Origin of the sequence: Parafrankia sp. EAN1pec, from assembly GCF_000018005.1 — a bacterium.
Lineage (GTDB): Bacteria > Actinomycetota > Actinomycetes > Frankiales > Frankiaceae > Parafrankia > Parafrankia soli.
The window spans coordinates 5,731,766-5,745,459 of the sequence record NC_009921.1 but is presented as its reverse complement, the minus strand read 5'-3'; the positions used below and the strand labels follow the sequence as shown (position 1 = coordinate 5,745,459).

Here is a 13,694-nt window from a genome sequence, read left to right as displayed (position 1 = left end):
GTCGGGATGGCCGCGATCGGTAGTGACGGGCCTGGGACTGTTCCTGGCTGTGACGGTCGCGATGGACTACGGGCCGCCGAGCGTCGAGAAGCCGCTCGGCGCGCTCCCTGTCGTGCGTGACTACCTGGCCCGCCTCGATGTCGCGGGCACGATCGATCGACTCGCCCCGATGCGTGACAAGGTCAACCGGGCCACCCACGGCGACGTGATCGCCGCACTGGTCGCGAACCGGCTGACCTCGCCGACCCCGCTGCTGCACGTCGAACGGTGGGCACGGGACTGGGCGGTCGAAGAGATGTTCGGTATCGCGCCGGACGTGTTGAACGACGACCGGGTCGGTCGGGCGCTTGACGCGCTCGCCCCGGTCTGCGAGGCCGTGGTCGGTTCGGTCGGTGCCGCGGCGATCGCCGCGTTCGACCTCGACCTGTCCCGTGTCCACTGGGACATGACATCGATCTCGCTGCACGGCGCCTATCCCGAGATCGACGGCGACTACGCGACCCCGAAGTACGGCCACCCGAAGGACCGCCGCCCCGACCTCAAACAGGTCCAGACCGGGCTCGCGGTCACCGGTGACGGCGGGATCCCGCTGCTGCACCGCGCCTACGACGGCGGCGCCGGTGAGGTCTGTCAGGTCACCGGCGCGATGCGGGCCCTGGCCGGGCTCGCCGGCCCCCGACAGTTCCTGCTGGTCGGCGACAGCAAACTCGTCTCCTACGCGAATCTGACCGCGTTGACGTCCACGCCCGGGGTCACGTTCCTCGCCCCGGCACCGAAAACCGTCGTGCCCGGCCAGGTCCTGGCCGCCCAGGACTGGGCCACCGCCACACTCGTCGGCTATGTCGCGGCCCGTGACCAGGACAAACCCTTCCACCAGCGGGCGGCCTACCGTGTCCGGGAAGGCGTCACCACCCTGCGGGGACCCCGGAAGAAAGACCCGCCGGTCACCGTGCGCACGGTGTTCGTCTGGTCGTCGGCGAACGACCAGGCCGCGAAAGCCGCCCGCGCGCTGAAACTCGGCCGCGCCCGCACCGACCTCGACACCCTCACCCGCGCCGCGGGCAGCCACCACCTCTACCGCACCGAGGCCGCGGTGCAGGCCCGCCTGACCCTCCTGGCGACGAAACACCGCGTCACCCGCTACCTCCACGCCACCACCAGCGTCGACCCGGACACCGGGAAACCGGCCCTGGCCTGGAACTTCGACTCCGCCGCGCTCGACGCCGAGGCTGCCACCGACGGCTGGTACGCGCTGCTGACCAACCTGCCTGACGACGTCGGCCCGGCTGAGGTCCTCGCCCGCTACAAAGGGCAGGAAGTCGTTGAACGTCGCTACGGCGCGTTCAAGGGCCCGCTCGCGGTCGCCCCGATGTTCCTGCACTCCAACCAGCGGATCCACGCCCTCATCCACGTGATCTGCCTGGCCCTGCTCGTCTTCTGCCTGGTCGAACGCCAAGCCCGGCTCGGTACCGGCCCTGACGGGAAGATCCCCGGCATCTACGCCGGTCGTCCCGCCCGCCCCACCGGAGCACTGGTCCTCGGCGCACTGAGCAGGCTGCGCCTCGTGCCCGCCCGCGGCGACCAGCCTGCCTACATCCCCCGCCCATCGGCGCTGCACCAGCACCTCCTCGACATTCTCGGCGTCGATCCCACCCGGCCACCTTGATCGGAAACCGGGCCGGTCAACCCATCGAAATCCCATGTGCGGAAGACAGGGCTAGTCCGCGGATGCCGCGACGGCAGCCCCGGCGACGGCGGCCCCCGCGACGGCCAGTGCCGTGGGTGGGCGGCGGAGAACCAGGGAGCCCAGGAAGGCCGCGCCGACCGAGATGAGGCCGCAGATGACGGCGGCGAAGAGGCCGGCGTCCGCGCCGCTGCGTGCGGTCTCGGCGAAGAAGAGTGCCCCCACGCCGGAGACGCCCAACGCCGAGGCGAACTGCTGCGTGGTGGTGAGGACGCCGCTCACCGTCCCGCTGATGTCGGGTGGGGCGGCCGCCATGACGCTCGCGGCCAGGGCCGGGATCACCAGGCCGTTGCCGATGCCGGCGAGCATCAGCAGCGGGGTGAGCTCGTAGGCGGTCATGCCGGTGCCCTCGACCGACACCGCCACCGCGACCCCGACCAGGGACAGGGCGGTGGTGAGCGCCCCGGCGGTCAGCACCCGCGGCCCGTACACGGTGACCAGCCGGCGCGCCGCCAGCGAGGAGAACGCGAAGACCACGCCGAGCGGCGCGAACATCAGCCCGGCGTTCAGCGGGGAGCGGTGCTGGCCCACCTGCAGGAAGATCGTCAGGGCGAGTAGGAAGCTGCCGAAGAAAAAGAAGTACCCCGCGCTCATCACCATGCCGCCGACGACCGCCCGGGACCGCACCACGGCCGGCGGGATGATCGGATGCCCGCCGGAGCGCGCCAGCCGGGCCTCCCAGGCCCCGAACCCGCCGAGCACCACGATCCCAGCGGCGAGCGCGAGCCACGTCCACAGCGGCCAGCCCTCGTCGCGGCCGAGGGTGAGCGGGATGAGGACGAGCCCGATGCCGAGGGTCAGCGTGCCCAGCCCGACCGGGTCGAGCCGCTCCGCTCGAGCCGCGCGCGACTCGCGGACCAGCCGCCGCGCCCCGACGAGCGCCGCCAGCCCGATCGGCACGTTGACCAGGAAGATCGGCCGCCAGTCGAGGCCGAAGATGTCGAGGTCGAGCAGCACCCCGCCGAGCACCTGACCGCAGACCCCGCCGAGCCCGATCGTCACGCCGAAGAACGCGAACGCCCGCGGCCGCTCGGCCGGCGGGAAGGTCACGCTGATCAGCGCGAGCACCTGGGGCACCATGGCCGCGGCACCGGCGCCCTGCAGCAGCCGGCCGCCGATCAGCACCGCCTCGTTGGGCGCGAGCCCGCACAGGGCCGACGCGGCGGTGAAGACCGCCATCCCGAGCAGGTAGATCCGGCGGCGGCCGAACCGGTCACCCAGCCGGCCGCCGGTGACCAGCGCGGCGGCGTAGGTGAACGAGTAGCCGCCGACGACCAGCTCAAGCCCGGCGTTGGACGCGTGCAGGTCCGATTCGATGCTCGGTGCCGCGACGTTGACGACGAAGACGTCGAACAGGCTCATGAAGCTGGCGATCAGGATCACGGGCAGCGCCCGCCACCGCCGCGGATCGACGCCCGCCTCGTCCACCGCCGCCACGGTGCTGGACGGCGGTGCCCCGGTGGCCCGGGCATCGCCGTCCCCGCCGCTCGCGCCGGCTGGATCCATCTCTGTGGCCTGGGCCTTCGTCATCTGGTTCCTTCCGCGACGGGCGCCGGACCGCCCGCCGAACCACAGCCCCGCACCCGCGGACCTGTCGCGCACCTCATCGGTGACAGCGAAGTCCACACCGGACGTCGGCATTCCCGGCCCCGGTTGGCCGGACGTGCGCGAGTTCCCGCCCGCAACGGCGCCGGGCCGGCCTTTTCTCCGTGGCGGCGCAGGTCATTGGCCTGCGCCGGGTTTGACGGACGGCATGGTGACTCCGGACACACACCGGACGCGGCCGCGTCGTGGCAGAGTCGTGGGCTGGTGATCGCGCGGCGGCGCGGTGGCGGTGGGTGCGGCTGTGGTGGAGAGGAGCCTGATCTCGTGGAGTACGTCAAGCTGGGGTCGACCGGCCTGGAGGTCTCCCGGGTCTGCCTGGGCTGCATGAGCTACGGCACCCCGGGGGAGGGGAACTGGCCGTGGTCTCTTGACGAGGACGCGTCGCGGCCGTTCTTCCGGCGTGCGATCGAGGCGGGGATCAACTTCTTCGACACCGCGAACGTCTACTCGCTGGGCCGCAGCGAGGAGATCACCGGCCGGGCGCTGAAGGACTTCGCCCGCCGGGACGAGATCGTGCTGGCCACCAAGGTCCACTCCCGGATGCGGTCCGGCCCGAACGGGGCCGGCCTCTCCCGCAAGGTGATCATGCACGAGATCGACGCGAGCCTGCGGCGCCTCGGCACGGACTACGTCGACCTCTTCCAGATCCACCGCTGGGACGAGACGACGCCGATCGAGGAGACGCTCGAGGCGCTGCACGACGTCGTGAAGGCCGGCAAGGCCCGTTACATCGGCGCCTCGTCGATGTACGCCTGGCAGTTCACCAAGGCGTTGTTCATCTCCGAGCGGCACGGCTGGACCCGTTTCGCGACGATGCAGAACCACTACAACCTGCTCTACAGGGAGGAGGAGCGGGAGATGCTCCCGCTGTGCGCGGACCAGGGGATCGGCGTGATCCCGTGGAGCCCGCTGGCCCGCGGCCGCCTCACCCGCGACTGGGACGCCACCACGACCCGCGCCGAGTCCGACCCCTTCGCCCGCGCCTTCTACCAGGACGACGACCGGCTGATCGTCGAGGAGGTCGCCCGCATCGCCGACGAGCGCGGCGTGAGCCGGGCCCAGGTGGCGCTGGCCTGGGTGTCACGCAATCCCGTCGTCACCGCGCCGATCGTCGGCGCCACAAAGCCCGGGCACCTCGACGACGCGCTCGCCTCCCTGGAGCTGACCCTCACCGACGACGAGGCCGCCCGGCTGGAGGCCCCGTACCGCCCACGGCCCGTCGCCGGTATCCAGGTGCCGCAGCGGCGACGGCTCTGACGTCCGATCGAGGCCAGCGTGCTGGCCACCGGTGTCCTCCTCGACCTGTCCGTCGCCGAGGTCTGGCCGAAGGCGATCACCCGCGAGCACGGCCGCATCCTGGAACGCATCGGCGTCAACCACGTCGTCTATCCCGAGCGGGACGCCGGTGAGCGGGTGGCCCAACGGACCGAGTTGAGAGCTTCGCCGCCGAGATCGGCGGATCCTGAGACCGCTCGCCCGCTGTGGTGAGGCATCGCGGTGGTCAGGTGTCGCGGTGGTCAGGCGTCATGCCGGGCGAGGAGCAGGCCGCCGGTGAGGAGCGCGGCCAGCGCCCACAGCGTGAGCACGCCGAGTCCCTGCCACGGTCCGATCGGCACGGCGTCGACGTCGCCGGTGGCCTGGACGGCGAGCCCGGCGCTCATCGGCCCGGCCTGCTGCAGGTGCCGCCGCCAGCCCGGGTCGGTGACCACCTGGGCGATGATCGGGAACACGTACAGCAGTCCCAGGACGATCCCGGACGCAGCCGCCGGGTTCCGCGCGGCGGTGGCCGTTCCCAGGCCCAACAGGCCGATGAGGACGAGGTACAGCACGGAACCGACGGCCGCCCGGGGGACGACCTCCTGCTCGGGAAGGATGAACCACCCGACGGTCAGGGACCCGAGGACGGCGGGCACGGCCGTCACCGCGACGACCCCGGCGACGACGACGGCCTTGGCGGCCAGGACAGTCGTCCGCAGGGGCAGCGCGGTGAGCGTGACCCGGACCATCCCGGTGCTGTACTCGTCGCCGATCACCAGGACCGCGAGGACGGCGACGACGGCCTGACCGACCTGGACCCCGGTGAGGCTCAGTCTCGTCAGGTCCTGCCCACAGCCTCCTGGCGCGCACCCGGTCGCCGCGGCCACCGCGGCGCTCGACCCGACCGTGCTCACGATCACGGCGAGCGCCAGCCCGAGCGTGCCGGGCGAGGTCCGCAGCTTGGTCCACTCGGCGTGCAGGGCCGATCTCACGCGCTCCTCCGCCGGAGAAGGACGGCGGCCGTGCCCAGGGCGAGGGCGGCCCACCCGGCGAGCACCCCGAAGCCGGCCCACGGGGCGAGGGGGAAGTACCCGTTCGCCGGCGTGTAGAGGTTGGCGACCTGCGGGTACTGCGTCGCCGTCTGCTGCAGCGCGAACGCCGCCGCCGGGCTCACCCGCAGCAGCCACCGCGGCCCCGTCCGGCAGGACGGTCATGGCCAGCAGATACGGCAGGACGATCACGGCGACGGCGATCGCCACCGCGGTGACACCGCGCCGCAGCAACGTCCCCAGCCCGAGCGCCAGGACCGCGGCGACGGCGAGCAGCGCGGCGGTCCCGACGATCACGCGCAGCTCGGTCGGCGTCGTCGCGGGGTGGACGTAGACGCCGTTGCCGCGCAGCACGCGCTGGCCGAAGACGACGGCGACGGCGGCGGCGACCAGGCCGGTCACGAACGCGACGGCGCCGACCACGACGGCCTTCGCGGCGAGCAGCCGGCCGCGCCACCTGGCCGGCCGCGCCGGCCGAGCGAGCCTCGCCCCGCACGAGGAGGTGGTCGAAGGTCCCGGTCGCCTCGGTCGGGCCGCCCGCGGTGCCGGCGCCGAGCGATCCACCGACCCGCTCCGCGTGCTGCGGGGACGTCGTGAACAGCCCCGCCTCGACCGTCGGCGGCAGGCCGGCCAGCCGCACGGAGCCGACCGTGGTCCAGGTGGTGCCGTCCGGCGACTCGGCTCCGGCCACGGTGTCGCCGGTACGGGTGAGCCGCAGCCAGCGCGGGGAGTTGGTGCTGACCGCGACGGCCGGGCGCGACCTGTCCGGGTCTGGGTCCAGCAGACGGCTGGTGAGCGAGGTGACGCGGACGGTGATGCTGCCGTCCCCGGTGAGCGGGCGGTGCGCGAAGGCGAAACTGTCGACGACCACCTCCCCGCCGGGCCCGAGCGTCGGCGCACACTCGGACCCGGGCCCGTTCCGGCCGCACGGGCCCTGCATGCCTGGCAGCAGGGCCAACAGGATCGTCGCGCCCGCGCCCGCGACGGCCGCCACGACCCAGCCGCGGACGGTGCGGAACTTCGTGAACTCGGCGCGCAGCACCTGGCCGAAGGCGTTCATCTGGCCCGCGCCGGGTGCACGGCGCGAAACTCGACCTCATCGCGGGTGAGCGCCAGATAGACGTCCTCCAGCGTCGCCCGCTGAGCCCCCGGCGCGGTGGCCAGCAGGTGAGCCACCACCCCGAGCCGCTGCCGCATGCCGAGCGAGAAGCCGCCGGCCCGGCGCCGGGCGACCGCCCGCAGGCCGGCCTGATCGAGAACTTCGTCGACGCGCCGGGCGGTGAGGCCCTGAGAGTGGGCGAGCCAGAGGAGATGGTTGCGGGCGGTCCGGCTGGGCTGGAGCGCCGCGGCGTCGAGCAGGGAGCCGACGTGGCGCAGCGGGTAGCACAGGCCGCGGTAGGGATGGCCGTCGATGAGGGCGTCACCGGCGGCCCGGCGAGTTCACCGAGCTGGCGGGCACGCTGGACGACCTGTTCGAGCGGCTGGAGGCGGCGTTCGCGTCGCAGCGGCACTTCGTCGCCAACGCCTCCCACGAGCTGCGGACGCCCCTGACCGCCACGCGGACGGTGCTGCAGGTGGCCCTCGCCGACCCGGACACGACGGTCGACTCGCTGCGGGCCGCCTGCCAGGACGTCCTCGCCCTCGGCGAAGCACAGGAGAGCCTCATCGAGGCGCTGCTCACGCTGGCCGGCGGCGAGCAGGGGGTGGAACACAGAGAACCGTTCGACCTGGCGGTCGTCGCCCGCGGCGTCCTGCTGACCCGGCGGACCGGAGGCGTCGACGGCACCGGACGGGACGATGGCGTCGAGGTGATCAGCGCGTTCGGCGCGGCGCCGACGGCCGGCGACCCACGGCTGGTCGAGAGCCTGGTGGCGAACCTGGTCGACAACGCGCTGCGGCACAACGTCCCCGGCGGACGAGTCGAGATCGTGACGGCGGCTACCAGGCACGGAGCACATCTCACGGCCCGCAACACCGGACCGGTCGTCCCACCGGACCAGGTCGAGCGGCTCTTCCAGCCGTTCCAGCAGCTCGGCGGCCAGCGGGTCCGGCGGGCCGCCGGGCACGGCCTCGGGCTGGCGATCGTCCGCGCCGTCGCGGGCGCGCACGGCGCCACCCTGACCGCGCGCGCCCGGCCCGAGGGTGGCCTGGACATCGAGGTCCTCTTCCCTGGAGTCAGGATCCCCTGAGCCAGGCCTAAAGATCCACGCTGTCGTCGTCGACCGGGTCGTCGTCGAGGAGGTAGGCGCCGCCGTCGTCGTCGAGGCCGAACGAGGCACCACCGGCTCCGGAGTCGGCATCGCCGTAGTCGTCGGGGTGCTTCCACCCGCCGTCATCGGAGTGCTTCGCCTCGTGGCTCTCGTGATGCTCGTGGGTTCCGCCGGTCTCGTGGACCCCGTCGGTCTCGTGGGGGTCCGAGCCGTGGAGCTTCGTCTCCTCGGCGCCGGACGCGTCGTGGTGGGTGCCCGTAGCCGTCTCGGCGTTCGAGCCGTGGCCCGGGTCGAGGTCCCAGTCGTGGTCCCAACCCTCGCCCCAGCCAGCGCCGTCGACGGAACCGGCGTCCAGGCCCGCGTCGCCGTGGCGGGTGACCGGGTCCGTCAGGTCCGGGTCGGCATGATGCCCGGCATAGTCGTCGGCGTAGGCGCGGGCCCGGTCGAACTGGCTGGTGAAGATCGACATTCCTGCTCCCCGCGGGTCAGAAGGTGGATCAGAAGTCGACGAAACGGGGCGTGGCGACGGTATCCCGGGCGGCCCGGAGATGGTCCGCGATCGCGCCCCGCCCGACCCGGATCCCCGCCCCCGCGGGATAGCGACGCAGCACGTCCAGCCGCGCGAGCCGGTACGCGACCGCGCGCAGCACCGCCTCCCGGGTGTGGACGGGCGCGTCACGCAGCTCGGACGTCATCCGCCGCGCGGTCTCCCACCGTGGCGCGAACAGGTTCTCGGTGAGGACGTAGCCGAGCACCGGCAGGGTGGTCGAGACGAGGACGTTCCACCGGTCGAGCAGCGTCGCCCAGCCGCGCGCGGACTGCGCCCCCAGCTGCGCGGTCCGCTTCTCGCCCTGCGTGTAACGGCTGTAGGCCTGGGTCGCCCCCGACACCAGGAAGACCGGGTTCAGCAGCGCGGCGACGCCCAGGGAGACCGCCGTCCCGGCGTAGTTGGGGCGTGGCAGCGCCGCCGGGTCCAGGTCGAGCAGCCGGGTCGCCTGGGCGGCGAGCTGCGCGGTCTCCGTCGCCGCCCGCTGTACCGGCGTCAGCGCCGCCCGCAGCCGACCCTCCTGTGCCTTCAGCCAGGCGGGCTCGGTGCCACCGGTCACCGGTTCCAGCAGCAGGGCGTCGCGGTGGCGTACGAACGCGGGCAGCACCGAGCCGACCTGGTCGAGATGGCGCTGCAGCTCGACCAGGCCCTCCGCGAGGGTCGCGGCCGTCCGCGCCCGCGCCTCGTCGTCCGTGGGCTGTGGCACCGCCCGGCCCAGCTCGGCCGCGGTACCGTCACCGAGCAGCACGGCGTGCAGCTCGTAGAACGGCCCGAAGATCGTATAGAGGAAATAGTCCTCCTCCAGCCCGACGGACGCCCGCAGCATGTCGGGGACTGCCCGCGGCCCCGCGGTGGCGTGCCGGCCGGCCACGATGTCGGTGTGCACCGCGCGGACCAGTTCGAGCTGGCCGACGATCGAGACCTCGGCGTCGCCGGTCGCCACCCGCAGACCGGCCCGCTGCTCCTGGGACGTCCCCTCGACCGCGCGCAGGGCCGTGAACGGCAGGCGCAGCTCCAGGCCGGGACCGCGGACCCGCAGCGCGTCCGGCCCGACCGCGCAGACGACCGGCCGGCCGTCGGCGAGCTCGGCCGGGTACGGGCCGTCCGCCAGGGTCCGCTCGGCGGCGGTGCGCAGCGCCGGATGCTCCAGCAGGCGCCGGCCGAACACCGCCGACTCGCTCTGCACCGTCACCGGGCCGTGCTCCGGGTCGACGACGACGAACCGCTCGGCCGACCCGGCGACGCGCAGCCGCGAGTCGAACAGGTCGAACCTGGCCACCACCCGGGCGCTGTGATGCTCCTGCAGCTCGAGGGCGGTGTCGTCGAGCACGCAGTCGACCCTGGCGACCTCGGCGTCTCCCGCCAGGCCCCGTGCCGACACCGGGGCCGACGTCCCGATGGCGGCCGGCGTGTCCGAGGCGTCCGCCCGTACCGTCCCCGTTCCCGCCGCCGCCAGGAAGGCGTGCAGCACCTGCGGGGTGACCAGGTGCAGGACGACTCCGGTAAGGAACCGGCCGTCCAGGACGGCGCCGCCGCTGACCACCGCGACACTCGGGCCGCCCGGGCCGACGCCGATTCGGTTCAGCGGCCAGTCGAGCAGCGCCCGCCCGCGGGCCCGCAGCTCCAGCCGCCCGCCCCGCACGACCACGTACGCCGTCAGCTCCCGCGGCGCGGCGACGGCTGGTGTCGCCTCCATTGCGGACGGCGCGGCCGCAGTGGGCTCGGCCTCGTACAGCGGTGTCACCGAGACCGCGCACGGGCTGACGAAGGACGTCGATGCCGCGTCCGCCAGCAGCGCGCCCCGCAGGCCGGTGAGCAGCGCGAGCGCCTCGGTCGGCAACGGTGCCACGGTGGACGCGGCGAACGCCCGTCCCGCCGGTAGCCGCAGGTCGACGACGAGGCGGCCGCTGTGCTCGACGAGCTCCACCGTCGCGCCCGGGTCGACGGCCGGCTCAAGCGCGGTCACGGTGGTGGCCCCACCGAGGACGTTCGTGTCATGGACGTAGGCCGCGGGGTGGTCGGTGAGCACCAGCCGGCGGCTGCCCATCCGGGAGAAGCCCTGCGATCCGTGCTCCCGGAGCGGGAACCACGCGCTGTCGAACACCACCTGCCCGCGGATCCGCTCCAGCCCACCGGAGGCGGGCCCGCCTCCGGCTGGTCCGAGGGACGCCCGGCTGGCGGACGGCGGGTCGAGCGGCGTCGGATGCACAGGCGGGTCCTCGGTCTCGGGCTTCTCGTGTTCCTCGCCGGATGCGGCTCAGCGGTGGCTACAGCCGACGTCCACGGAGTGGAACCCTATCCGCACGTTAGCGCGGATCATCCCCATCGATGCCGGCCCCCTGTTCACCAGGTGCTGTTGACCAGGCCGGTGCCCAGATACACCTGGTCGAAGCCGTTGCCGTCGTTGTCGTCGGTGTAGGCGATCACGATCTGGCCCCAGGGGTTGACGCCGAGCGCCGGCTCGTTCTGCTTGCCGGCGACGGTGGTGTGGACCCGCAGCTGGGGCAGTCGGCCGGTGACCGTGCCGTCCGGGTTGAGACCCTGGGCGTGGACGTCGGTGGACTCGCCCCAGGACACCACCGCGTTGCGCTGGTCGTCGATGCCGCTCTGCGGGTCCGCCCCGGGCAGGACGACCTCAGGTCCGGCCGCGTTCGCCGCGCTGAAGGAACGGGCGCCGACCTGCGCGCTCCCGTTCTGGTCGGTCTCCCACGCGACGACCTGGTCGCCGTTGAGGTTCGCGGCCACCGACGGGTGGAGCTGGTTCCCCGCGGTCGTCACGTTGGCGACGGACTGCGCCGCCTTCACACCGCCCGAGGAGGTGAAGATCTTCCGGCCGATGTTGAACGACCCGTTGCCGTCACCGTCCTCGTCCCAGACGACGACGGCGTTGCCCGCGGCGTCCGTCGCCACGTCGGGCCGGCGGTGGGTGCCGCCCGTCGCGTGCACCTGGACCTCGTAGGTCTTGGACGACACCGACACGAACCCGGACACCCGCACGGTCGGTGCCGCGGTGCCCTGGACGTCCTCGAACGCGACCGCGAACCCGGGGCCGTCCGGGTCCGCCGCGACGTGCGCGTTGAGCTGCTGCCCGTCGGCGTTCGCGTTGGCCTGGGCCGAGCCGGTCACCGTGCCCGCGGTGTTCACCGCACGCACGGCGATGTTGTAGTACCCGTTGCCGTCAGGGTCCTCCGCCCAGATGACCACCGCGGTGCCGTCCTCGCGCAGGGCGACGTCGGGCTGGACGTGCCGCCAGCTGCCGCTCCCGCCCGCCGACAGCTTCTTCTCGTACAGCGACGTCCCGTCGCGGTACAGGCGGAGGTACACCTCGGTGTGAAGGGTGTCCTCGGGGGCCGTGGTATCCCGGTCGTCCTCCCAGACCACGGCGGTGTAGCCGTTGCGGGTCGCGGACACCTCCGCGTTGTCCTGGTCGCCGGTGGCCTCGGAGTTGGCGGCCGTCCAGGTGACGTCGGCCACCGTGGTCCCGTCCGCCGCCGCCGTGCCGACGAGCGCCCCGGCGAGGGTGACGGCCACCGCGGCCCCGACGACCGCGACGCGAGTGCTGTGCCTGCGCATGCCTGCCCCGTTCACACCGTCTGGAGACCGGGGTTGCCGGCCTCGATCACGTAGCTCTGCACGGTGGTGGCCGCGCTGCCACGGACCGTGACCTGGTTGAGCGCGCGGAAGTCCACCGTCATCTGGGTGGGTGTGGTGACGGTGCGGACGTAGCCGCGCCGGTTCCAGTTGAACTTCACATGCGGGTTGAGGCTGGACAGGCCGGTCCCGGCACCGGCGCCGTCCCCGCCTGAGGTGATCGAGGTGGACACCAGCTCGGTGCCGATCACCTTGTTCTGGGTCGCGTAGTTGTCCATGATGTCGGCCGCCCAGTGCTGGTGGACGTCTCCGGTGAGCACGACCGTGCTGGTGTTGCCGCTGGCCTGCCAGCCCGCCTGGATCCGGCCGCGGTTGGCGGTGTAACCGTCCCAGGCGTCCATGCTTTTCGAGCCGTCGGAGGCGGCGAGGCGCTGGGCGAAGAACACCTGCTGGCCGATGATGTCCCAGGTACCCAGGCGCTGGCCGAGGCCGTCGAGCAGCCAGGCCTCCTGCGTCGCCCCGGTCAGCGTGCGTGCCGGGTCGTCGGCCGCGGCGCAGACCTTCGTGCCGTCACCGCACGCCTGGTCGTCCCGGTGCTGCCGGGTGTCGAGCATGTGGAAGGTGGCCAGGCTGCCCCAGCGCAGGCGCCGGTAGAGCTGCAGGTTCTCGTTGACGGGAACCTGCGCCGACCGCAGCGGCATGTGCTCGTAGTACGCCTTGTAGGCGGCCGCCCGGCGGGCGGTGAAGTCGCCGGCCGGACTGGTGTCGTTGCGGACGAGGTCGGCGTAGTTGTTCTCGACCTCGTGGTCGTCCCAGACCGGTATCCACGGCGCGGCGGCGTGCGCGGCCTGCAGGTCGGCGTCGGATTTGTAGAGAGCGTGCCGGACGCGGTAGTCGGCCAGCGAGCTGATCTCGGCGCTGGGCACGTGCGAGCGCACGCCGGACCCGGCCCCGCCCTCGTAGATGTAGTCCCCGAGGTGCAGGATGAGGTCCGGGTTCTCCTCGGCCATCCGGCGGTAGGCGGTGAAGTAGCCGGCCTCGTAGTGCGAGCACGAGGTGAACAGCATCTTCAGGACGGGGCTGGAGCCGACGGCCGGGGCGGTCCGGGCCCGGCCGACCGGCGAGATCTGGCCGGAGGCGCGGAAGCGGTACCAGTACTCCCGGTTGGGCTGCAGGCCGCCGACCTCGACATGCACGCTGTGCGCCCAGGCCTGGACGGCGGAGACCGAGCCGCTGGCGGCGATCTGGGTGAAGTACTGGTCGGTGGCGACCTGCCACTCCACGGTGACGGCGCCGCTCGACATGCCGCCGAGCCCGTCCGCGGCGAGGGGACTGGGCGCGAGGCGGGTCCACAGCACGAATCCGTCCGCGCTGGGCTCGCCCGAGGCAACGCCCAGCGTGAAGGGATAGGACGCGGCACGGGCCGCCGCGGCGCCCGCCAGCACCGTTCCCACGCCCGCAATTCCGCCGAGAACGACGGACCGTCGGCTCACCTGGTTCATGAATGATTCCTACGACCTGCCGAAGCAACCGGAGGTGCGATCCAGAAAGCGTTCACGGCCCGTTGGCCAGTGCGACCCCAGGTCCCGTCTCGACGGATCATCCGTCATCTGCTCGACGCCTGGAACGGTCTATGCACACAGCACGGTTTATGGCAGGGGAACGGCCGCGGAAGAAACCAGGAGACGTGT

The 13,694-nt window shown here is 72.9% G+C and carries 10 protein-coding genes and 2 pseudogenes; 5 read left to right on the top strand and 7 right to left on the bottom strand.

Annotation, left to right across the window (positions count from 1 at the left end):
* Window positions 1-22: 22 nt before the first annotated feature.
* Window positions 23-1,666 (top strand): IS1634 family transposase, encoded by a 1,644-nt coding sequence (locus FRANEAN1_RS23480; RefSeq protein ID WP_347176729.1) that lies wholly within the window; start codon window positions 23-25, stop codon window positions 1,664-1,666.
* 51 nt (window positions 1,667-1,717) lie between these two features.
* Here FRANEAN1_RS23480 and FRANEAN1_RS23475 read toward each other — a convergent pair whose 3' ends face one another.
* A complete protein-coding gene (locus FRANEAN1_RS23475; RefSeq protein ID WP_347176728.1) occupies window positions 1,718-3,274 on the bottom strand; it encodes an MFS transporter in 1,557 nt (518 codons plus the stop codon).
* A gap of 339 nt (window positions 3,275-3,613) precedes the next feature.
* On the opposite strand from FRANEAN1_RS23475, the gene FRANEAN1_RS23470 reads away from it, so the two are divergent.
* Window positions 3,614-4,606, top strand: coding sequence for an aldo/keto reductase (locus FRANEAN1_RS23470; protein WP_020462297.1), 993 nt, complete (start codon window positions 3,614-3,616; stop codon window positions 4,604-4,606).
* A 6-nt stretch (window positions 4,607-4,612) separates the two neighbouring features.
* A pseudogene (locus FRANEAN1_RS23465) lies at window positions 4,613-4,768 on the top strand (TrkA family potassium uptake protein); the annotation flags it as partial.
* Window positions 4,769-4,866: 98 nt separating this feature from the next.
* Here FRANEAN1_RS23465 and FRANEAN1_RS44000 read toward each other — a convergent pair.
* The gene (locus FRANEAN1_RS44000; protein ID WP_347176727.1) at window positions 4,867-6,078 is read right to left on the bottom strand and encodes a hypothetical protein; all 1,212 of its coding nucleotides are present in this window, start codon (window positions 6,076-6,078) and stop codon (window positions 4,867-4,869) included.
* 170 nt (window positions 6,079-6,248) lie between these two features.
* Here FRANEAN1_RS44000 and FRANEAN1_RS43995 point away from each other — a divergent pair, with 170 nt between their 5' ends.
* The gene (locus tag FRANEAN1_RS43995; RefSeq protein WP_347176726.1) at window positions 6,249-6,764 is read left to right on the top strand and encodes a hypothetical protein; all 516 of its coding nucleotides are present in this window, start codon (window positions 6,249-6,251) and stop codon (window positions 6,762-6,764) included.
* A gap of 52 nt (window positions 6,765-6,816) precedes the next feature.
* Here the strand turns inward: FRANEAN1_RS43995 and FRANEAN1_RS43990 are convergent.
* A pseudogene (locus FRANEAN1_RS43990) lies at window positions 6,817-7,083 on the bottom strand (ABC transporter ATP-binding protein); the annotation flags it as partial.
* 20 nt (window positions 7,084-7,103) lie between these two features.
* Here FRANEAN1_RS43990 and FRANEAN1_RS23450 point away from each other — a divergent pair.
* Window positions 7,104-7,844 (top strand): HAMP domain-containing sensor histidine kinase, encoded by a 741-nt coding sequence (locus FRANEAN1_RS23450; protein ID WP_083788314.1) that lies wholly within the window; start codon window positions 7,104-7,106, stop codon window positions 7,842-7,844.
* 7 nt (window positions 7,845-7,851) lie between these two features.
* Here the strand turns inward: FRANEAN1_RS23450 and FRANEAN1_RS23445 are convergent, their stop codons facing one another.
* The 4 genes from FRANEAN1_RS23445 to FRANEAN1_RS23430 all read right to left on the bottom strand — a co-directional run bounded on the left by FRANEAN1_RS23445 (window position 7,852) and on the right by FRANEAN1_RS23430 (window position 13,505).
* Window positions 7,852-8,334: a hypothetical protein gene (locus FRANEAN1_RS23445; protein WP_020462292.1), complete on the bottom strand. Its 483-nt coding sequence runs from the start codon at window positions 8,332-8,334 to the stop codon at window positions 7,852-7,854.
* Between the two features lie 28 nt (window positions 8,335-8,362).
* On the bottom strand, window positions 8,363-10,621 hold the full coding sequence (locus tag FRANEAN1_RS23440) for a hypothetical protein (RefSeq protein ID WP_020462291.1): 2,259 nt from the start codon (window positions 10,619-10,621) through the stop codon (window positions 8,363-8,365).
* 134 nt (window positions 10,622-10,755) lie between these two features.
* A complete protein-coding gene (locus tag FRANEAN1_RS23435; RefSeq protein WP_020462290.1) occupies window positions 10,756-11,985 on the bottom strand; it encodes a hypothetical protein in 1,230 nt (409 codons plus the stop codon).
* Window positions 11,986-11,996: 11 nt separating this feature from the next.
* Window positions 11,997-13,505: an alkaline phosphatase D family protein gene (locus tag FRANEAN1_RS23430; protein WP_020462289.1), complete on the bottom strand. Its 1,509-nt coding sequence runs from the start codon at window positions 13,503-13,505 to the stop codon at window positions 11,997-11,999.
* Window positions 13,506-13,694: the final 189 nt, after the last annotated feature.